This window comes from Nostoc sp., from assembly GCF_036919815.1.
Classification (GTDB): Bacteria; Cyanobacteriota; Cyanobacteriia; order Cyanobacteriales; family Nostocaceae; genus Nostoc.
In genome coordinates this window covers 56,757-80,138 of record NZ_JBALCE010000061.1, presented here as the reverse complement: position 1 = coordinate 80,138, position 23,382 = coordinate 56,757, and the positions used below count along the sequence as shown (strand labels likewise).

The window sequence follows — 23,382 nt, the reverse complement described above, 5'->3', positions numbered from 1 at the left end:
TTCTGCCTACCTACTCACTTGGATTTGTTGTTATCTGCCTTATTTTTTTGGTTGCGGCAACAGTTGCTTTAACAACTACACTTTTGACACCTTTAATTTGTTTAGCTAAAGGTTCAATTTTAGCCAACTGCTGTTGATTGGTGACAGTTCCTGCTACAGTCACAATCCCACCCTCTGCGGCAGCAACTGTTAGTACACTGTTAGGTATATTAGCCTCTAACTTGGAGCGAACTTCACTTGATAAATCACCTTTAGCTCTTGTTGTATCACCACCAGTGGTATTATTGCGCTGTTCCCGGGCTTTAATATCCGCGTTTAGTTGTTTTCTGCGAACTTCACTTTGTGCGTCTTGTTGAGAAGCTTCTGTTGTTTTTGCGCTTGGTGTTGCGGGAGCGTCATTAGGATTATTGGGTGCAGATTCACTTGTTTTAGAAGCGTTATCACAAGCAGCAACACCAAAAACCAAAAGACAGCTAATTAAAAAGGGGGTTAGCTTTTGCATATGTTTAATTCGGAATCAGAAAGTGAAATTTGTTGATATTTACGGCAGAAGTGAGAAGCAAGTTTTTTAGTCAGGAGCAAAGTTTTCAAATTCTTGCTCCTGCAATTTTGTAGAATTAGTGTGAGTGACAACTACCTTAGCTTAGAGTGTTTCATCACGACGGTCAACAATAACTACGGCAGGATCGTCGGAATGAGGCGCTGTTGAGTAATTGGTGCGATCACTATTCGTAACTGGTGTGTTGCGCTCTGTTGCTCTGTCCAAACCTGGGCGATGTGCGCCTGAATCATTGGCATCATAGATTGCAAATTCTTCAATACCTCGACGTTTGAGAATCGCTTCCGCTTGGCGGATTTCAGCTTCGGTACCATCGATAATAACTAAATAGTCGCCTTTTGTGAAGCGATCGCTATAAACTTGCGCCCTGTCTTCAGGAATTCCCAAGCCAGCGAGTCCGCCAACAATACCCCCAGCGGCTGCACCGATCGCACCGCCGGCGGCTGTTGTCGCCAAAGCTGTTGCGATTGCACCACCTGCAATCACAGGTCCCACTCCAGGAATCGCTAAAGTCCCAAGACCAACTAATAAGCCAGTCAAGCCGCCTAGAACACCGCCTGTAGCTGCTCCAGTTTTTACGCCATCGTCTGCTTTATTACCTGTACCGACCTTTCTATCTACATCTACACCAGCGATCCCTTGACCGTTTGTATCTTTGGCTATGATGGAGACTGTACTTAAAGGAAAACCCGCATCTTGTAATTCTGTAAGTGCTGCTTCTGCATCTCGACGATGAGAAAAGACCCCAATTGCCCGTCTAGCAACACCACTACGACCCGCAGTCGGAGTTGGAGCAGCATAATCAGTGGCAGTAGGAGTTGGAGTTATATAATCAGTGGCAGTAGGAGTTGGAGCGACATAATTAGCGGCATAATTAGCGCCAGTAGGAGTTGGAGCGACATAATCAGTGGTTGTATTTCTAGCATCTGGGTTGTCGTAAATCCCAAACTCTTCCACACCCTGACGATGTAAAATTGCTTCTGCTGTAGCGATTTCTGTATCTGTGCCATCTACGATGACTAAATAATGTCCTCGCTTTACGCGTTCGTCGTAAACTCTGGCTCGTTCTTCGGGAATTCCTAAACCAACTAATGCACCAAGCAAACTACCAGCTACTGCACCAATACCTGCGCCAGCGAGGGTAGTTGCGAGGGTAGTTGCTGCGGCTCCAGCTAACATAATTGGCCCGATTCCAGGAATTGCCAAAGTCCCAAGACCGACTAACAAACCAGTTAATCCGCCCAAAGCACCGCCTGTAGCTGCTCCGACTCTAGCGCCTTCGTCAGATTTATCACCGACGCGATCGCGCACATCGGCACCAGCAATATCGTCTTTGTCTCCATCCTGCGTAATCACAGACACTCTGTCCATGTCAAAGCCGGTGTTTTTCAATTCATGGAGCGCCTTTTCAACATCTCGACGATGAGAAAATACACCGACACCGCGTTTATGTACACCTACAACCATTATCTTTACTCCTCAGCAAAAATCAATTATTCACTCATTTATAGCTCGTAATCACCCTTATTAATACATAATTGTGTTTATTTTCCATCAATCGCTTGGAAGAATTTTTCTCTCTATCATTAGACATAGGTGTTTTTATCTAAATTTACTAAAAAATCTCACAAAATATGATTTGTTTGATCAAGCTGAGATATTAATTATTTTTAGGTTACAGAATATTCTCTAAAAAATTAATTTTAACTTTAACTAAATTGCTGCCAAACAACTATCAAACCTCGTCCATTTTGAAACCTGGAGTAGTGCTGGTATCTTCTTTGCTACTACCAGCAGACAACAAGATGCTCCCACGACTTTTGAAAACTATGGTTCTCAAAATAAATGTGCTTTATTAGATGTAATCTTAGTAAGAACACACACCTATATATCGGGTTAAACTTTAAGGTAAATCTGCTTTATTTCTAGTTTTTACCCTCACCCAATTTTCGATAGAAGATCATGGCAACTAGAGAATGCTTGCCAGCACAGGCTTCTACCTTACATTAACAGCAATAAACATTGTTCCCTACCTTACCCGTTTGAAACCTGCCATATCCGTAAGTAGATGCATTTTTATAAAATTTACTTTTATACAAGAATAAACGTTTTTTTTACCGAGTAGAGGACTTTTAAAACATTTTATAATATTGTGACCAAATTATTAAACACACATTATTTTATTTTATTAAAAATTAATAAAGATATTTATTTTTTGTAAAATACGACTTTTGGCAAACAAAGTTATTACCTAAGAAAGTGTCATCTGATATAACTCATAACTAAATTGAGAAGTAAGCCATTTGATGAATGGGTATTTAATTGAGTGCAAGTGAGAAAATCTTATGTTTCAAGGTCTTTTAACTATTTGGGGATGGAGCGGGTTGCCTTTTGGATTAGCGCCGATAACTTTAGCCCAGGAAGTACTAACTCCAGAAGAAGCATCAGTTCTTTTTTCTGGGCCGAAATTCTTGGTAGCATTACTGGCTGGTGTCTTAATGGCATTTGCCTTTCAATTACTATTCACAAACTTTTCAGTTGCTGTCGGAATTTCATCTTGGGAAATTGACTCAGATTCTGATGATCAGCCAGAAAGCTTGGGTAGTAAAATTCGTGAAGTGCAAGCGAAAGTTGGTGCTTGGGCGTTGATAACCGCTAGCATTGCATTATTTATTGCTTGTTTTCTAGCAGTAAAACTTAGCTTAATCGAAAGCGCATTTTTAGGAGCAATTATCGGTGTAGTCATCTGGTCTACCTATTTTTCGCTGGTAATTTGGTTGGGTTCATCGGCTGTAGGTTCTCTAATTGGTTCTATCGCTAATACTGTCACCTCTGGTTTTCAAGCTCTGATGGGTACAGCAACTGCTGGGATGGGTGCTAATGCTGCGAAAAAACAGTTAATTTCTACTGCTGAAGATATTACAGCCGCAGTTCGGCGGGAATTTACTTCAGGTTTTGATCCTGAAGGTATTAAAAATACGCTTCAAAGTTCCTTAGGTTCTCTGCAATTACCAAAGCTGGATATCAAAGATATTCGTAATCAATTTGACCAGCTTCTTAAAGATACAGATTTGCAATCTGTTGCTAACAGTGACCTGTTGAAAAATATAGACCGCCAAACATTTGTTGATTTAATCAGCAGCCGCACAGATTTATCTAAAGAAGATATTAATGGCATTGCTGACCAATTTCAAGGTGCTTGGCAACAAGCTTTAAATCGCAAAAATCCCACGGAGCAAGTAATTAATTTGCTCAAGTCTGCTAGTCCCGAAGAACTGAATTCTGACCAATTAGGTGAACGGCTGCAACAACTGGTTACAGTTGGAGGTGGTAATGGCAACCAAAGCAATACTCTGATCAACCAAGCTATTCGAGTTGGCTTGAGCGCCGCCGCCCCCGCAGTCCTGGGTGGGGTAAATCTCTCTAATATCGATGTGAACAAAATTACAACTCAGTTGCAAAAGCTGAAAGAGAAAGTTCAAGATGTCGATGTCGAGCAAATCACAGAACAATTCCAAAAGTTTAGAGAGCAAGCAACTAAGCAAGTATCTGGAAAATTACCAATATCACTCGAAAATACAATTAAGGCAGATGTAGAAGAATACATATTGAATTCATTTCCTTGGCACTTTAACCGAATTACGCTAGTAGATGAATTTCCAGAAGTCATCTATGACGTAAATGCAGATCCGACAACTGTGAGACGGGAGTTGGAAGAACTAAATCAAAAATATTTCACCAACTTGCTGAAGCGGCGGGATGATATTAATGAAGCCAGGGTGAAAGAAATTGCCGAACAAATGGAAAGCGATCGCCTGAAAGTTTTAGAAACTGTTAAACAGGCTCAAACGCAAGAAAAAGGGCAAGATTTCCGCAGCCGCATCGAAGATTATCTGCGTTCGACAGGGAAAGATGAACTCAACCCTGAAGGTATTAAACGGGACTTTGGCAAGTTGCTGGAAGATCCAGAAGCTGGTTTTGAAGATTTAACTAGCCGCTTCGGGCAATTTGACCGCAACACTTTTGTACAATTGCTTCAACAGCGTGAAGATATCAGCGAAGAAGAAGCTAATAATATTGTTAGTCAACTCGAACAGAACCGCGATAATGTCTTGAATCGTGCTAGAGAATTGCAAGAACAAGCAAAAGCAAAAGCCGATGAACTGCGTCAAAGAGTTGAAGATTATCTGCGGAATACTAACAAAGACGAACTAAATCCCGAAGCAATCAAACGCGAGTTTGGAGTTTTACTAGACGATCCACAAGCTGGAATTAGCCTTTTGCGATCGCGCCTATCGCAATTTGACCGCGATACATTAGTACAATTGCTTAGTCAGCGTCAAGATTTGAGCGAGGAACAGGTAAACCAAACTCTCGATCAACTCGAAGCAGTCCGAGATAATATTTTGCAAGTACCGCAACAGGCGAAAGAACAGTACGAAAAAACTACAAAAGCGATCGCCGAATATCTCCGCAAGACTAACTTGGAAGAACTTGATCCAGAAGGGATCAGAAACGATTTAGAAAAATTACTCAATGATCCTAAAGCTGGAGCATTAGCACTGCGCGATCGCTTGTCTCATGTTGATCGAGAAACTTTGGTTAAACTCGTGAGTCAGCGAGGAGACTTGAGCCAAGAGGAAGTTAATCAGATCATCGATCGCGCTCAAGATGCAATTGGTGAGATTGTGAGAGCGCCACGACGTTTAGCCAAGCGTACTGCTCAACAAGCTTTAGATTTTGAAGCCACTCTTGAAGGATACCTGCGTAATACTAATAAAGACGAACTCAACCCCGAAGGAATCAAACGCGATTTGCAATTGCTGCTATCTTCTCCCCGCGCTGGAATTGGGAATTTAAGCGATCGCGCCTCGAAATTTGACCGTTCGACAATTGTGGCGCTGTTATCTCAACGCGAAGATATCTCAGAAGAGGAAGCTAACCGGATTATGGATCAAATTGAGTCGGTTCGCACTTCCATTGTCGAACAATTCCAGCAGATTCAGCAAAAGGTGCAATCAGTGTTGGATGGAGTTTTTGCGAAAGTTCGCAACTATCTCAACTCGCTGGATCGTTCCGAACTCAACTATGAAGGGATTAAACAAGACTTTGCGAAAGTCTTCGACGATCCCCAAGCTGGATTTGAAGCATTGCGCGATCGCCTCAGTGAATTTGATCGTGACACCCTAGTTGCTGTGATCAGTTCTCGTGAGGATATTTCTGAGCAGGATGCTAACCGGATCATCGACCAAATCGAAGCAGCGCGGGATGGCGTATTGCAACGAGCCGAACGCATCCAGAAAGAAACCCAAAAACGCCTGAAAGCGATCCAAGCGCAAGCTAAAAAGCAAGCCGAAGAAAGCAAAAAAACCGTTGCAAATGCTGCTTGGTGGATATTTGGGACAGCGATCACTACTCTTTGTGCTAGTGCGATCGGTGGTGCGATCGCTGTCACTGGCATAACTCTACCTGGGTAGAATATCTGCGTCATCAGTAATTTTAATATAATACAAAGTGGTATTCAGTGTTTACAAATGAATCCCACTTTTTTTTTATAAATAAAACAAACGACCCCCCAGAGTCAGGAGTTGGTGCTATTAAAGGTAACTATGTAAAGTTTTATAAAAATTCGGAGATCAGCTTGAATTAAGCTTAGTGGCTCGTTTACATACCTTTACATGGTTTAGTTTTTCCTTGCCAACCTACTTACTATCACGACTTTATTATTCCGATATAGATTAAAAAGCCCTATCTGAATCAAGGGTTTCAGATTTTGTTATGGTGAGAGTAAAAAAAGAGGGTTAATTATTCTTTCTTATAGATAGAAAAAAGTACCCTTGAAGGTAATATCATAGTTTTGTAACTCCGAATACAGTAAAAACGTCCAAAACCTATGCAATTCCCGTATTAGAAAATCTGCTTATTCCCTAGCAGCCTAGTACTGGAACCAGTGAAGACATAAGGCACAAGGATATAACATGACTCTTGGCACAATCATTTTGATGCCAACATCATCAATACATCCAGTGCTTCTCAAATCTTCTCAAGTCTTCAGACTTAATAAAACAGAATTCAGAAATCGGTCAACAAGAAAGTGGCGGGTCTAACAAAAAAGTAACGCTCCTGCGTCGCTAACAGATGCCTGCGGCGGGAACCGACGCTCCGACTTATCGGTGCGTCGCTAACAGATCGGCCACCGAACTTCTGTTCGCCAAAAATCGGCGCTCAGAGTCAACGGAAGCCGCAGTTCAAATTTTCTGCTGAATCCCCCACTATCTATATTGATTCAGAATTCTGAATTCAACAGCAAAGACCTGTTCTAATCAGGTCTGATTCAGTTATGTCTTCCTACTTGTTATTTCTCCACCTTGTTTTGTTAGCGTTGCTTAATGAAAGTATGAAATTCAAAAATTCAATGTTTGAAACTGTTTCTTTTGCGCCTTTGGCGGAAACCAAATTCATACTCTTAATCAGCAACGCCGTTTTCTGATGGGGAAGTGACGAGGTAATTTTTTTACCCAGTAAATTCAGGAGAATCTCAACCTAATGGCAATCTATAACGGTACCAATTCCAGTGATATTATCGACGCTCGTGGCACCAACGATATCTTGAACGGCAATGGCGGCAGCGATATCCTCAACGGTGGTGGCGGCAACGATACCATCAACGGTGGTAGTGGCAGCGATATCCTGAACGCTGGTAGTGGCAACGATAGCCTCATTGGCGGATTGGGCGACGATATCCTGAACGCCGAGAATGGCAATAATACGCTTATCGGTGGTGATGGCGGCGATGTCCTGAACGCTGGTAATGGCAAGGATATCCTGAACGCCGGCAATGGCGACGATATCCTGAACGCCGGTAATGGCGACGATATCCTGAACGGTGGTGATGGCGGCGATATCCTTAACGGTGGTAACGGTAAGGATATCCTGAACGGTGGTGATGGCGACGATATCCTTAACGGTGATAGTGGCAACGATCTCCTGACTGGCGGATTCGGCAACGATACACTCGTTGGCGGTGCTGGGACTGATGTTCTCACTGGAGGACCAGGTAATGATGTTTTCAAATTCAACTCAGTTTCAGATAGTCAACCTGGTCTTTCACGGGATGTAATCAGTGACTTTGTTGGAAACGGTAACTTGCCAGGAGACCGAATCGATCTATCTCGCATCGATGCCAACTTGACTATCGGGGGCAACCAAGCCTTCACTTTCATTGGGACTGGCGCATTCTCCGCACCCGGTCAGGTTCGTTATTCAGGAGGTATTCTGCAAGGTAACACTGATGCGAATCTGTCGGCTAACTTTGAGATTCAGCTTGCAGGCGCACCACAACTAGTAGTAAAGGACATTATCCTTTAATTTCAATAGACCTGCCTTGAAAATCAGGCAGGAGGCAGAATTCTAATAATTTAGGACTTACGCAAAACTACACCCGGTAGGGGCAATTCATGTAGCTTTAGCTGACCGCAGGGTATTGCCCCTACCTAAAAATCATTCTTTTCAGCTATTATTTGCGTAAGTCCTGATACAGGCAAAACATCCTAAAAGCGATGCAATTCCGTAAAAGAAAATCTGCTTATTCACTATTAGCCTCGTTTTACTTAATCAGGTGTGGTTCAGTTATCTCTTCCCACTCTTATCTCTCCACCATGTTTTCTCGGCGTTGTTGAATGAAAGTGTGAAATTAAAAAATTTAATGTTTGAAACTGTTTCCTTTGCGCCTTTGGGAGAAACCAAATTCATACTCTTAATCAGCAACGCCGTTTTCTGACGGTGAAGTGATCAGGTAATTTTTTTACCCTCTAAGTTAAGGAGAAAATCATTAATGGCAACCTTAATAACAACCTTTAACGGTAGCGGCGATTTCAGTTTCAGTTCTACTAGTAGCAGTAGCGGCAGCTTTAGCAGCAGCAGTAGTAGTAGCTTTAGCAGTAGTGGTGACGGCTTTATCCTTAACGCTAGTGGTAACAACAATACCCTTACCGGTGGTAGTGGCAACGATACCATTAACGCGAGTGGTGGCAACAGTACCCTTAGCGGTGGTGGTGGTAACGATACCATTAACGCTGGTAGTGGCAACGATATCCTTGACGGTGGTACTGGCAACGATATCCTCACTGGCGGTACTGGGACTGATGTTCTCACTGGAGGACTAGGTAATGATGTTTTCAAGTTCAACTCAGTTTCAGATAGTACTCCTGGTCTTTCACGAGATGTTATCAAAGACTTTGTTGGAAACGGTAACTTGCCAGGGGACCGAATCGATCTATCTACCATCGACGCCAACTCCAATATAGCGGGCAACCAAGCCTTCACTTTCATTGGGGCTGCCGCATTCTCCGCACCCGGTCAAGTTCGTTATTCAGGAGGTATTCTTCAAGGTAACACTGCTGGGAATTTGTCGCCTGAGTTTGAGATTCAGCTCGTACGAACACCATTACTTGTGACAAGTGACATTATCCTTTAATTCAATAGACTTCTAGCAAAAGTCCCTAACACCGCACTCAAAAGCGATCGCTCTTACAGTGGGGTTGTTATTTTTGATTTATGCAAGTGGTTAAGCGCTATAGCAACAGAAGCACATCTGAAGAAATAGAGTACCAATGCTCGCTGATGCTCGATTGCACCGCACATACATGAGAAAATCAGGTAATACAATCGCAACAGTTGCGATGATGCCAGGGAAGGAAAAAAAATGTCGGAGAATTTGAGAAGCCAAATTGTGACGCAAGGGGTGCAGCGATCGCCAAATCGAGCTATGCTGCGGGCAGTTGGTTTTAAAGATGAAGATTTTAACAAAGCCATTGTGGGCATTGCCAATGGCTACAGTACGATTACTCCCTGCAATATGGGAATCAATCAACTGGCACAAAGGGCAGAGATTGGGATTAAAACCGCCGGCGCGATGCCGCAAATGTTCGGCACAATTACCATTAGCGATGGAATTTCGATGGGAACTGAAGGGATGAAATATTCCCTAGTGTCGCGGGAAGTAATTGCAGATTCCATTGAAACCGCCTGTACTGGACAAAGTATGGATGGTGTGCTAGCGATTGGCGGTTGTGATAAAAATATGCCCGGGGCAATGCTGGCGATCGCGCGGATGAATATCCCGGCTATCTTTGTTTACGGTGGCACAATTAAACCCGGTCACTACAACGGACGCGATTTAACTGTTGTCAGTTCTTTTGAAGCTGTTGGTCAATACAGTGCCGGAAAAATTGACGAAAAGGAATTATTAGAAGTTGAAAATCGGGCTTGTCCTGGTGCTGGTTCCTGTGGGGGAATGTTCACAGCTAACACCATGTCTTCAGCATTTGAAGCGCTGGGGATGAGTTTGCCCTATTCCTCGACAATGGCCGCCGAAGATGCCGAAAAAGCCGACAGTGCGGAAAAATCAGCATTTGTGTTAGTCGAAGCGATTCGCAAACAAATCTTGCCCCGCCAAATTATCACCCGCAAATCGATAGAGAATGCCATTTCTCTGATTATGGCGGTGGGTGGTTCGACGAATGCAGTATTGCATTTTTTAGCGATCGCTCGCGCTGCTGATGTAGAGTTAACACTAGACGACTTTGAAACTATCCGCGCCCGTGTTCCCGTTTTGTGTGATTTAAAACCAAGCGGTAAATATGTCGCTACAGATTTACACAAAGCTGGTGGTATTCCGCAAGTAATGAAGATGCTACTTGTGCATGATTTATTACACGCTGATAGCCTCACTATCACTGGTCAAACGATTGCAGAGATATTAGCAGACATCCCAGAAGAACCATCCGCCAATCAAGATGTGATTCGTCCTTGGAATAACCCGATGTATGCCCAAGGACATTTAGCCATCCTCAGAGGTAATTTAGCAACGGAAGGGGCTGTCGCCAAAATTACCGGCGTGAAAAAACCAGTAATTACCGGGCCAGCACGGGTATTTGAATCGGAAGAAGCCTCTTTAGATGCAATTTTGGCGGGTAAGATTCAAGCTGGTGATATTCTAGTCATCCGCTACGAAGGGCCTAAGGGCGGTCCTGGAATGCGAGAAATGTTGGCTCCCACCTCAGCAATTATCGGTGCTGGTTTGGGTGATGCTGTGGCATTAATTACCGACGGACGCTTTTCTGGTGGTACTTACGGCATGGTGGTTGGTCATGTTGCTCCAGAAGCCGCAGTTGGTGGTGCGATCGCGCTTGTAGAAGAAGGCGATAGTATTACTATTGATGCACCCGCTCGTTTATTGCAGTTGAATATATCCGAAGACGAATTAGCCCGTCGTCGTGCCAACTGGCAACCCCCCGCTCCGCGTTACACTAAAGGTGTTTTGGCGAAATATGCGAAATTGGTATCTTCTAGCAGTATTGGTGCTGTTACTGATTTGGACTTGTTTTAATTAACCTAACGTAATAGATATCTCTAAAAAAGAATGTAGAGACGTAGCAGTGCTACGTCTTTTTGATTTCTAGTAATTTTTACCTAAATTTTCTGAGTTTTTGTAAAAATCTTGAAAAAGTTTCAGGAAATTTACAGAGCAGATATGATGTCAATAGAGAAATCACGGAAATATAGTTGACAGTCAACTGCCTAAAAACCGAAAAGGGTACAAAATGAGTTTTGAATCTAACGTCAAGTTAACGATCGCTCTTTCTAATCCAGACTTAGATGCAGAAGAGCAAGAACGGGAAACGCGAAATCTGCTACGAGAAATCAGAGATTTAGATGTGGAAAGTGCTGAACTCGTAGCAGTTACAGAAATACCCGAAGGAGCCAGGTCTGTGGGAGGTTTTCTGGTGGGAGTGTTGCAGACAGAGGTGAGCCTTGCCAATTTTAAGAAATTGTTGGGATTTTTGGGCGATCGCTTGGGTGGTAAATCGATTGAATTGGAAGTTGAAGCTAACGGCAAAAAACTCAAGGTGAAAGCTAGCAGTCGGGAAGAGTTATTAGCAGCGATTCAAGCAGCAGAAGAATTTGTTAAACCAAAATAGGAGCTTCCAGATGGCTAAAGTAGCACTACTGATTGGAATAAGTGAGTATGAATCACCGCATCTTAACCCTTTGCCTGTGGCTATGCAAGATGTAGAAGGAATGCAACGAGTTTTGCAGGATCAAGAGATAGGAGGTTTTGATGTTGTGAAAACGCTAACAAATCCTGATCCTGTAGCGATGCAAGAAGCTATTGAGACTTTATTTTCAAATCGTCAAAAAAATGACCTTGTGCTACTTTATTTCTCTGGTCATGGCATTAAAGATGATAATGGGAGGCTTTACTTCGCAACTCGCATAACCCGTAAAAATGAACAGGGAGAACTGGTCAAAGCGTCAACAGTTTCAGCCGATTTCTTACATGACATTATTAACGATAGCCGTAGTCGTTCCAAAAGACAAGTAATCATTTTGGACTGTTGCTTTAGTGGCGCTTTTGCCAAAGATATAAAAGGTAAAGATGAAGTTTATTTGGATTTTCAAAAAATTCAATTGGGTGGAGAGGGTCGAGCTGTTCTTACATCTAGCACTTCAACCCAGTATTCTTTTGAATCTATTTACACTCATTATCTAGTCCAAGGAATTGAAACTGGTGAAGCTGATGAAAATAATGATGGCTTTATTTCTGTTGATGAGTTACATCAGTATGTCCAAAGAAAAGTTCAAGAAAATAAGCCTGAAATGAAGCCGCAGATTCAAGCGGTAATTAAAGAAGGCTATAATATTGTGCTGGCTAAAGCACCTATTCACAACCGCGAGAGTATATATCTTGGAATAGTGAAATCTTGGGTACATAATGGTCAAATTTCCGATATTGGACGATTAGCATTAAATGAGCAACAAAATCGCCTAGAAATAGAACCTTCGCAAGCTACTGCAATTGAGGAAGAAGGTTTAAAACCCTACAAAGAGTATCAGAGAAAATTGCAGCAATATAAGGAAGCGTTTCATAAGGCAATTCAACGAGAGAATCCTATAATTGAACAGACTCGCCAAGAATTGATACGCCTTCAGAGACTTTCACGACTCAGAGATGAAGATATAGCTTTAATCGAAGCTACTCTAATTGCCGAACAGTCACTTATTGTACCTCCGGTAGTTGTCAATCCTTCACCTGCCGAAAATAGCAATTTTCTAAACTACCTGATAACGTGCATCATCGGAGTAATCGGAGTAGTTATTGGCGGTAGTGTAGTATATGTTTTTCGACCTACACCTCCAATTGCAGAAAATTTCTGTGCTAATAAAAAGCCATATAGCTTGGACGACAGAATTAGCTCAGGTGAAGAAATTTTATTAAAAAAAGATACAAACTTAGATAAAGAAGCTGGAGTTAAAGCATTTTTTAATGGTGATTGTAAGACTGCTATTGATAAATTAAATTCATCCCGACAAGTAAATTCTACTGATCCAGAAACATTGATTTATTTGAATAACGCTAAAGCTCGTCAGCAGACAGAACACATCAAAATTGCCGTGAGCGTACCCATTGGTACTAATCCAAATGTAGCAAAAGAGATACTACGCGGTGTGGCTCAAGCTCAAGATGAAGTGAATAGCAGTACTGGCATTAATGGCAAAGCTTTGGAGGTAGCGATCGCTAATGATGATAATGACCCAAGTGAAGCTGTACAGCTTGCCAGTCGTTTTGTCAAAGATGCCAGCATCTTAGCTGTCGTGGGACATAATTCTAGTAATGCTTCTCTCTCCGCAGCCCCAGTCTATCAAAAAGACGGGTTAGTCATGATGTCTCCCACCAGTTTTGCCCAAAATCTTACCAGTGTTGGCAATTATATCTTCCGCACTGCTCCTAGTGTTAAATCTATAGCAGATAGTGTCTCTAATTACGCCATTAAAATAGCGGGCAAAACCAATTTTCTTATCTGTGTTGATTACCAAGGGATAGATAATCAGTCGTTTAACAATGAGTTTGTTAAAGCGATAAATGCTCCTGGCGGTCAGATTAATTCTACAGAGTGCGATATTTCTGCCCGTGACTTTAACCCTAGTGCTATCATTTCTCAAGCTTTACGTAGCGGTGCTAATGCCTTGGTGTTAGGTCTTTATATAGACAAAATAAAGCAAGGTCTAGCGGTGGTACAATCTAATCAAGGGCAGTTGACTGTATTTGGTAGTCCTACACTTTTGACTGACGAAACCTTAAAAGAGGGCAGAAGTATCAACGGACTAATAATCTCTACACCTTGGTATCCCGCAGCATTTCCTAATAACATCTTTCCGCAAAAAGCCCAAAAACTTTGGGGTGCAACTGTCAATTGGCGAACAGCTACGGCTTATGATGCAACTTTGGCGATCATCGCAGGTTTACAACGAACCAACAAACGCGATGAATTGCAAAAGGTGCTGCACAGTCCAGATTTTTCAGTCGATGGTGCAACGGGAAAGATTCAGTTTTTAGCATCAGGCGATCGCAAAAATAATGTTATATTCTTAGAAAAAGTTCAACAAAAACCTGGTACTGATAAATATGAGTTTTTACCGATTAAACCTTAATTTTGAAGCTTTACTTAATAGCGATCGCACTTATTTGTTGTAATGTTTCAAAATAGCGATCGCCATTCCTAATCCGATTCCTTTGCCCACAGATTTAGTAGTAAACATGTGGTCAAATACCCGTTTTTTTACATCCTCTGACATTCCAATACCATTATCGTAAATCTGAACGATCGCGTCATGAGTTGATTCGTAAATTTGGGTTTGGATATTAATTTGATTCGGGTTGGTTTTAAGATCCTCAAAACTCCATTTTTGGCTGGCTTCTTCCAATGCATCGATCGCATTCACCAAAATTGATAACAACAGTAGATTTCGCGATCGCTATTTCAATGAGTAGTAATTTTTTTTCAGTTGACGCATACTTTCGATGGTTGATTTTCAACCAGCCTTGGCGTAATTTAAGCATCATCAGTGCTTTGCTCCAAATTAAAATTTAAAAGGCAAAATAAAGCTGTCTTTTTACTTTTGTTGAGTAGAAATTTGAATGACAAACTCTGTGCCCTGCTCAAGTTCTGAAGTGCAGGAAAGTGAACCGCCATGTCCTTCTACGACAATTTGCCGCGCGATCGCTAATCCTAATCCTGTGCCTTTTCCTACAGGCTTGGTGGTGAACAAATGGTCAAATACTTTTTGTTTGACCTCCGGTGACATCCCCACGCCATTATCAGCAATCTTAATCAAAATGTGCTGACCTGATTCGGCTACACGGGTTTGAATAGTGATGCAATTGGGGTTAGCTAGAATCGCTGACAAACTCCGCTCTGTGTTGGATTCTTCAAGTGCATCTATGGCATTTGCCAACAAGTTCATAAACACTTGATTAAGTTGTCCAGCAAAGCATTCCACTAAGGGTAATTTGCCATAATCTTTTACCACATCAATTGCTGGACGGTTTTCGCTGGCTTTTAAACGATGTCTCAAAATCAAAATAGTACTGTCAATGCCATCGTGAATATTAAAGGGCACTTTATAATCTTTATCTGCTCTGGAGAAGCTTCGTAGACTGGTACTGATACTGCGGATACGGTTAACACCCAGTTTCATCGAGTCCAGCAACTTAGGTAAATCTTCACGTAAATAATTCAAATCCATCGCATTAATTTCGTCTTCAATGTCTGAGCCAGGATTGGGAAATTTCTCTTGGTAAAGCTTAATTAGCCCAAACAAGTCATTGATATAATCTTTGGCTGGTTCTAAGTTGCCAGCAATAAAGCCGACAGGATTGTTGATTTCATGGGCAACACCTGCTACCAGATTACCAAGGGCAGACATTTTTTCACCCTGCACTAATTGCAATTGCATCGTTTGGAGTTCTTCTAACGCTTGTTCTAATTCTTGCTTTTGGTATTGCAGCAATTGTTGTGCTTGGTGGTGTTCGGTGATGTCTTCAGATGTGCCAAGGATGCCAAAAACGTTTCCTTCTCTATCTTTTAGAGGAATTTTATTTGTATTCGACCAGATTTGTTTTCCGTCTGCTTGCTGCAATGTTTCGATAATATTGAGTTCAGCTTGTCCAGACTCCATGATGTGGCGATCGCACTCTACAAAAAAATCTGATTCCTCATGAGTCCAGGAAAGGTCGTAGTCTGTTTTACCAATAACATTTTCTGGCACTCCTACACCTGAAGTTTGAGCAAAGTTCTGGTTACAGCCTAAATAAACACTATTGCTGTTTTTCCAGAAAACGGACTGGGGAATATTGTCGATAATTAACCGCAAAAACTGTTCGGTTTGCCCAAGGGTTTTGAGAGTATCTTGTGCTTGCTGATAAAGTCGGGCGTTTTCCAGGGAGATTGCAGCTTGAGTGCATAACAGATTCAGAATTTCGACGCGATCGCTCGTAAACGCCCCAGTGGTAAGATTATTTTCTAAATACAAAATCCCCAACAGTTTGCCTTGATAGAGAATCGGCGTACACAGCAAGCTTTTGGGTTGCTGACGAATGATGTAGGGATCGGACATCAGCGCCGGATACACTGTTGTATCAAGGATAACGTAAGGTTGCAACCTGCGTTTGACGGTGTAAATTAGGCTATGGGGAATATCTGCGCTATCTTCCACAAAAATGGACTGTAGCACAGTTGATTGCTGCCCAACTTCAGCAGTTGCCTCAACTACTAATCTATCGGCTTTCAGCAGTATTAACGCACACTTATCTGCTCCAGCATTTTCAATCACCACTTGCAGGAGCTTCCTAAGTAATTTATCCAGTTCGATTTCACTGGAGAGAGTCTGAGAGGCTTTAAGAAGTGTTGGCAAATCTAGCATTACTGATGTATTGCTGCTAGAGGTTACTGATTTATTAATGCTTGGGTGCAAGGTAGCAATGCTGTCAATATTTGTAATCGTCTCATTGGGCGTGAGTGGTGAACGCGTCTGTTGTAAGATGGGGGCTAGCAATTGTGGATAACGTTGTTCTAAATCATCGACTTTAGCTTTAGCGCCCCAGTGTGTGTAGCAATAGTAAGCATTAATCAAATACTCTTGAGCAATGCGTTCTTTGTCCCATTCTAAATAAAACTTGGCTGCAAGTTCGTTGGCGAGAGCTTCTTCGTTGAGGTATTCGTTTTCTTTGGCTTTAGCAATGGCGCGATCGTATAATTCGATTGCATCCATGTACTTGTGAGAAATTTTTGCTATTTCAGCAGATAACAGTAGATATCGATGTAGAAAGTTTTTTGGACAATTATTCGCCCAGTTTTTCTGGATTTGTTGATGCTCTTGAATAATGTCCCAATACTGTTTTTTGTTTTCTAATGTCGCATTCGGATAGAGAGCTACCAAACTGAGTGGATAATAGAAATGATACTGAATAATTGGGAAGAAACCAGAGTTACAACCAAGGGTTTTCTCAGCTTCTTCTGCCGCTTTAACGGCATCTGCATAGCAACCATAAAGATACGACAATTGTATTTTGAGAAAGCAGTACCAATTAATTCCATGATCAAAGTTATTTTTCTCTCTCCAAATTTCTATATAGGGAATATCCTGACCATTGCGATCGTCTAATAAATCGGTGTTTTTAGATATGCCTTGCAAGTTCAATACGAACTGCTGCTGTAAACTGAATGCATACAGCATATTTACATCATTTACCTGTTGCACATAGCTCAGATATTTCTCGGTTTCCGCGTAGACATTTGATAGGCGATCGCCCTTAATTAACATCGCCCAAATCAGAAACGAAACTGCCCAGACACCAAACACCAAATTTCCAGTTTCTTGACTAACTTGGAATGATTGTTGAGAAATTTCCAAATTCGTTTTTAAATGCTGATTATAAGGATTAATCGTGTGTGCAAAGATATTATTAGTCTTCGCAATAAATTGGGTGCTATTGAAGTGATGATCAAGTTTTAGTGCTAATGTACCGAACTCATAAGCAGTTTTATAACTTCCTTGATTTGCCAGACTCATCCCATACAGACAGTAAGCAAAACCAGAGCTTTCTGCATTGCCATATCTCAACGATAAATTGATCATTAATAGAGGAGCCAGATAACTGAGGTGTTGATCTCCTCCCATATAAGCAGCTGCCCAAAGGTCAGCTAAAAGACCCATGCAGACTTTCTTATCTCGATCTATCATCTCAGGCAAATCGAATAAATCTGCTGTACAAACCGTTTGAAGTTTAGCTTGTAATTCTTGAAGTTCAGTTTCAATGGCAGCTTGCTGTTCTTCAGAAGTCATAGGCAGATGCATTCCCATGATGCTCAAACCTTTCAATCCAGCTTCCAAGCCAGCTTCGATATTTTCACCCTGAGTCATTTTCAGGTGCATCTGAATCCCATAAATATTTGCTATTTCAAACTTATCTTGGCTGTGATTTAATGCTAGATTAAATAATGTCTCTGCTTTGTCGAAATTGCCAGTAAAATATTCACATTCCGCAGAGTTTTGATGTAATTCAAATGTGAGCTTGTAGTTAGTATGCCAGCTTTCTTCTATTAGCAATTCTCTGCCTAAAGTGAAATATTTAACGGCTGCTCTATAAGCAGTGGAAGCTTTCGCCTTCTTGCCAGCAATTAGATTCAGTTGAGCCAGTTCATATCTTTGGGATTGTTGGGTAATTATGTCAATCCCCTCATTTAACTGATTAACAATATCAAAAATGCTGGCTTCAAGTGCTTCAGACGATGTATTGTTTAACAGTAATTGTCCAATTTTTAAATGAGTAGCTTTTCTTTGAGATTCACGAATTAGAGAATAGGCAGCTTGCTGAACACGGTCATGAAGAAATTTGTAAGAACAGGAGTCAGGAAAATTATGTTGCTTAAATTCTGAATTCTGAATTCTGGATTCTGACTCCTCTTGATAGAATTTGTAGACTTCATTAGTAGGGATAATCAACCCATCTTGCACAGCGTTCCAAAAATCTGCGACTGTTTCCACCTGAGATTTTTCATGAACGATCGCTAATGTCGCTAAATCAAATTGGTTGCCCACACAAGCCGCTAATTTCAAGACTTCTTGAGTTTCTGTTGGCAATTTTTGAAGTTGAAGTGCCATGAACTCTACTACATCATCGGTAAGGGACAGCGATCGCACCTGAGCAATATCACATTCCCAATAACCACCATCAAAATTAAATCTAATTAGTTTATCTTGATGTAGCGCTTTCAAAAACTGGGTACTGAAGAAAGGATTGCCTTTAGTTTTGCTCAATACTAACTCTGTTAACGGTGCGGCTAACGTTAGGGAGCAACTTAATGTATCTGCAACTAAATGATTGATAGAAACCTGCTCAAGGGGAGCTAAGGTAATCGTATTGACTGTAGCGCCTAACCTCTGAATTTCTTCCAAAGTCAACATTAGCGGATGTACTGGGTTGACTTCGTTATCTCGATAAGCACCAATTAATAGTAGATAACCGATGCCAGCTTCACTCATTAACAACTGTATTAACTTTAAAGAAGCAGAATCTGCCCATTGCAGATCATCAATAAAAATCACTAATGGATGTTCTCTTGTCGTGAAGACTTGAGTGAACTTCAAGAACAGCAAATTGAAGCGATTTTCTGCTGCACTTCCAGAGAGTTCTGGCGCAGGAAGCTGTTTACCAATCATACTTTCCAGTTCTGGAATCATCTCAATCATCACTTGTCCGTTCTCACCCAAAGCAGAGAGAATTTTGCACTTCCACTGCTCGAATTGAGCGTCAGTTTCACTCAGCAGTTGCCCGATTAAATCTCGAAAGGCTTGCACAAAGGCAGAGAAAGGGATGTTGTGAAACTGGTCAAATTTACCTTTAATGAAATAACCCCGTTGTCGCACAATTGGCTTGTGGACTTCGTTAACCACAGCAGTTTTGCCAATCCCAGAGAAGCCTGCTACCAAGATAATTTCCGTGCTTCCCTGACTGACTTCCTCAAAGACATCGAGTAAGCTTTCAACTTCAGTTTGGCGACCGTAAAGTTTTTCTGGGATGATGAAGCGATCGCAAATATCCCTTTGTGCAATTGGGAAACTCTCAATTTTACCCGTGTTCTTCAGTTGCTCCAAGCATTGTTCTAAATCAAATTTTAGCCCTAATACGCTCTGATAGCGGTCTTCAGCATTTTTCGCCATCAATTTCATCACAATGTAACCCAGAACTTCGGGAATCTCCTCCCTTTCCCCTAAAAGTGGTGGAAGTTTTGCAATATGACAGTGAACCAACTCCATCGGATCATTAGACTGAAAGGGTAGCTGTCCGGTAAGCAGTTCAAAGAAGGTAATACCAAGGGAGTAGTAATCACTGCGATAGTCAATTCCGCGATTCATCCGCCCGGTTTGTTCCGGGGAAAGGTAAGCGAGAGTACCTTCTAAGACATTAGGACTTTGGATTTCGTGGGTTTCTCTAGGTAAAAGAGAAGCAATGCTAAAGTCAATCAACTTGACTTGCTTAGTTTCCGGGTTAATCAGGATGTTGGCGGGCTTAATGTCTTTGTGGATAACCCGATGGAGATAGAGTCCGTCAAGAATATTGCTCAGAGCGATCGCAATATCTAAAAACTCTTCCAAGACATTTAAATTACTCCCCCTGACTGTTTTCATCCATTCTTTGAGAGAAATACCGCCAAAATCCTCCATTATCAGAGCATAACTGTTGCGGTAGAGTTCCAGACTATAGGAATGAACAATACCAGGTAAGTCAATATTTTTAGCGATCGTGTACTGATTGCGGAAGTGCAGCAGTTCGCTGAAGTTAGGATACTCTTGCTGAAGCAGTTTGATAATCACCGGAAGTTGATCAATCTCTCGAATTGCACGATAAACCCGGGTTCTAAAGCTTGTATAAAGTTGTTCACTAATTTGATAGCCTGGAATTTGGGCGATCGCCTCAACTGGTGTATTCATTTGCATCAACTCTTTTTCAAGCTCAACTTCTGATTAAAATCGGACTTACGCATTGACAAAACTAACTAAATATGTTTATGAATTTTCAGGCATTCAAATTTGATTTTTTCACGATTAGCCAGCGATCGCTATGCTGGTGATCTAAAGATAGTGGTCAATAGCCTGAAACGACCGAATTTCGTTAAACACATGAAAGTGATTTTGTACAGTGCATAAGTCCTATAAAAGTATTTTTCCCAACAGTTAGCTTTTTTTAACTCAGTTGCAACTTATTTACAGAAATTTTTAGGTAAATAGACCACGCGCTAGGCGCACAGAAAAAACTTATTGGTGTCAACTTAAGCTGAAAGCTTCTGATTGTATGAGTTTTGCCCTCACCCCCAGCTCCTCTCCCAAAAATGGGAGAGGGGAGCAAATTCTCCGGTTCCCCTTCTCCCATCTTGGGAGAAGGGGTTAGGGGATGAGGGCAAGTTTTTGATACATCAGCCACCACTTTTAAAACATCCTCTTAAGTTGACACGAATACACATCTGTGGTCCCCTAGCGTGTATTGTGGTTGCATCAAAAGAAGAAGCACTAGAAAGCACACAAGCAATGTAGAGATTTTCACAGAGTAGGGCAGAGAATTAATAATTACTCTGGGTTATTATCGCGTTAAAAAAGAGTACAAGCCCTGTACGCTGGAAATTCTACCCTCTCTAGTGCGAGAGTTAAGCTAATGCGCGTCGAAATTGCGGATTTTTTCGTTAAAGCCGTCATTAGTCGTTTGTCAAAGTCCAATTGTAAATACAAGTGACTAACAATGATCAACGACGACTCTCACGAATAAATAAGTAATTAAAATGCGTAACAGCCTAGCAAGAATTGCAATTTGCTCTAGAAGCTTAGTATGACAAAGGCATTCCCAAGCATAGCAAGGCGCTTGAAAACTACACGAATCAAGTTGTTGAACATGGGAATCTTCCTAATAAACCGTTTTATCGCAAACTGGAAACGCTACTTCTTGGGTGACACTGTTGATGTCCGCCCCACCCCCTCCTTTGATGTCCGTCTTTCTTTAGCCGGACCAGTCCTTAGCTTAGGTGGGGGTGGCCCCGATGTCGATGATGCTATCCAGTGGATGATTAACCAAGTTAGGGGAGGTACTAACTCCGCCACTAAAGTTAATGTTGTAGTTATCCGCACTAATGGTAATCACGATTACAATCGGCTAATTTATGCCATGAAGGGCGTAAACTTTGTGGAAACTCTTGTGATTAGCAATAGGCAAGAAGCAAACAAAGCCGAGATTTTTGAAAAAGTCAAAAATGCTGATGTAATTTTCTTTGCTGGCGGCGACCAATGTCAATACATCCGCTACTGGAAAGATACCAAGCTGGAAACTGCCGTTAAGTCAGTTTACCTTAAGGGAGGTGGTGTTGGTGGCACTAGTGCAGGTGCGATGATCCAAAGTGAGTATGTTTACGATGCTTGTGCTTCTTCCGAAAAAGGCATTGAAACTAGAGACGCACTCGAAGATCCCTACCGAGACATTACTTTTACTTACAACTTTTTTAATTGGAGCAATTTGAAGGGAACTATCGTAGATACACACTTCGATAGGCGGCAAAGAATGGGTCGAATTATGACTTTCATTGCTCGTCAAATTAAGGACGGTGTATCTAACAGTGTTTTAGGTATAGCTGTTAGTGAAAGTACATCGGTTCTTGTGGATAAAAACGGTTTGGTGAAAGTTATGGGTAGGGGTGCGGCGTACTTTGTACTTGGCAATCATATACCGGAAGTATGCGAACCGCGATCGCCTTTGACTTTTTCTAATTACAAAATTTGGAAAGTTCGCAGTGGCGACACCTTCAACCTGAGAAACAGACCAACCTCTGGGTACTATCTCAGGAGTGTTAAAAGGGGACGGATTGATTCAAATCCTTATTGAGTGCTGAGTGCTGAGTGGGAAATCTCACTTCTTTACTCAAAACTCAGAACTCGGAACGGGCTAAACCTTAGCTATCCGCTAACGGAACTCGGAACTGTTTTGCCCCATTCCCCCTACTTTTTACCAAGGAACCACGCCATTTTCATCAAAAAACCCTCCGCTAGAACCATCATCAGGTAGAGTAGCAAGTCTCACTGCTGCGATCGCTCCCTGCTCAACAGTACGGTGCCCTTGGTGTTGATTAAGGTCAGTTGCTGTGAAACCAGGGTCAGCAGCATTGACTTTAATCGGGGTATCTTTAAGTTCAGCAGCCAACAAAACTGTGATCGCATTCACTGCTGTCTTTGATGAGTTATAAGCAAGAGGCTTAGCATTAGCGAACTCATAATTTGGGTCAGAGTTTTGAGTCAGAGAACCTAAACCACTTGATAAATTTACTATTCGCCCTGCTTTTGACTTCTTTAAGAGTGGCAACAGCGTTTTTATAACTGCAAACACTCCAAATACATTTGTTTCGTAAGTGTGTCGCAGTGTTTCAATATCAACTTGACTGGGTGGAAGGCGATCGCCATCACTTGCTATCCCGGCATTGTTCACAAGGATGTCAAGTTTTCCGAATTCGCTCTCGATTTGTTTACTCGCAGAGTCGATTGTTTTTTGGTCGATGACATCAAGCTGAATTGTTCGGGCATCGATCTGATTTGAACGAAGTTTATTCGCAGCTTCTTCACCACGTCCTATATCTCTTGCACCCACAAGAACAGTAGCACCTCTAGAACCTAATTGGCGTGCAATCTCATACCCGATACCTTTGTTTGCACCTGTGATCAGCGCAACTTTGCCTTTTAAATCTTCTGACATATTACTTCTTTATTTTGATAAACATTGACAACTGTTACCATCTTCAAGCAAGTAAGTCTAGTACAGGACGGCGTAAATCCAGGTATCAATTTAACCAGACAAGTTGCTCTAAGTCCCTTATTTTCCGCCAGACCACAGTGTAATAGTGCATATAAACACAACATTCAAAATTTAGCAGTAGTCATTCACACCT

12 protein-coding genes are annotated in these 23,382 nt (G+C 41.7%); 7 read left to right on the top strand and 5 right to left on the bottom strand.

Going from position 1 to position 23,382, the window contains the following annotated elements; genetic code table 11:
* Nucleotides 1-10: 10 nt before the first annotated feature.
* Together V7K15_RS15320 and V7K15_RS15315 are read right to left on the bottom strand one after the other, a co-directional pair.
* On the bottom strand, nt 11-502 hold the full coding sequence (locus V7K15_RS15320; protein WP_334906326.1) for a BON domain-containing protein: 492 nt from the start codon (nt 500-502) through the stop codon (nt 11-13).
* 141 nt (nt 503-643) lie between these two features.
* A complete protein-coding gene (locus V7K15_RS15315) occupies nt 644-2,026 on the bottom strand; it encodes a histidine kinase (RefSeq protein ID WP_334906325.1) in 1,383 nt (460 codons plus the stop codon).
* An 878-nt stretch (nt 2,027-2,904) separates the two neighbouring features.
* Between V7K15_RS15315 and V7K15_RS15310 the strand changes: the two genes are divergently transcribed.
* From V7K15_RS15310 to V7K15_RS15285, 6 genes are all read left to right on the top strand, one after another.
* Entirely contained in the window at nt 2,905-6,036 is a 3,132-nt protein-coding gene (locus V7K15_RS15310) for an MFS transporter (RefSeq protein WP_334906324.1), read from the top strand.
* Nucleotides 6,037-7,105: 1,069 nt separating this feature from the next.
* The gene (locus tag V7K15_RS15305; protein WP_334906323.1) at nt 7,106-7,927 is read left to right on the top strand and encodes a calcium-binding protein; all 822 of its coding nucleotides are present in this window, start codon (nt 7,106-7,108) and stop codon (nt 7,925-7,927) included.
* 466 nt (nt 7,928-8,393) lie between these two features.
* Complete coding sequence (locus tag V7K15_RS15300; protein WP_334906322.1) at nt 8,394-9,035, top strand: calcium-binding protein; 642 nt, start codon at nt 8,394-8,396, stop codon at nt 9,033-9,035.
* A 228-nt stretch (nt 9,036-9,263) separates the two neighbouring features.
* Entirely contained in the window at nt 9,264-10,949 is a 1,686-nt protein-coding gene (ilvD, locus tag V7K15_RS15295; RefSeq protein WP_334906321.1) for a dihydroxy-acid dehydratase, read from the top strand.
* A gap of 214 nt (nt 10,950-11,163) precedes the next feature.
* Entirely contained in the window at nt 11,164-11,541 is a 378-nt protein-coding gene (locus tag V7K15_RS15290) for a hypothetical protein (protein WP_334906320.1), read from the top strand.
* 10 nt (nt 11,542-11,551) lie between these two features.
* Nucleotides 11,552-14,053, top strand: coding sequence for a caspase, EACC1-associated type (locus V7K15_RS15285; RefSeq protein ID WP_334906319.1), 2,502 nt, complete (start codon nt 11,552-11,554; stop codon nt 14,051-14,053).
* Between the two features lie 30 nt (nt 14,054-14,083).
* Here the strand turns inward: V7K15_RS15285 and V7K15_RS15280 are convergent, their stop codons facing one another.
* Together V7K15_RS15280 and V7K15_RS15275 are read right to left on the bottom strand one after the other, a co-directional pair.
* Nucleotides 14,084-14,359: an ATP-binding protein gene (locus tag V7K15_RS15280; protein WP_334906318.1), complete on the bottom strand. Its 276-nt coding sequence runs from the start codon at nt 14,357-14,359 to the stop codon at nt 14,084-14,086.
* Nucleotides 14,360-14,515: 156 nt separating this feature from the next.
* Nucleotides 14,516-20,395, bottom strand: a complete 5,880-nt coding sequence (locus V7K15_RS15275; protein ID WP_334906317.1) for a trifunctional serine/threonine-protein kinase/ATP-binding protein/sensor histidine kinase — start codon at nt 20,393-20,395, stop codon at nt 14,516-14,518.
* Between the two features lie 889 nt (nt 20,396-21,284).
* Here V7K15_RS15275 and V7K15_RS15270 point away from each other — a divergent pair.
* Nucleotides 21,285-22,328, top strand: a complete 1,044-nt coding sequence (locus V7K15_RS15270; RefSeq protein WP_334906316.1) for a cyanophycinase — start codon at nt 21,285-21,287, stop codon at nt 22,326-22,328.
* Nucleotides 22,329-22,448: 120 nt separating this feature from the next.
* Here V7K15_RS15270 and V7K15_RS15265 read toward each other — a convergent pair whose 3' ends face one another.
* On the bottom strand, nt 22,449-23,189 hold the full coding sequence (locus V7K15_RS15265; protein WP_334906315.1) for an SDR family oxidoreductase: 741 nt from the start codon (nt 23,187-23,189) through the stop codon (nt 22,449-22,451).
* Nucleotides 23,190-23,382 lie beyond the last annotated feature (193 nt).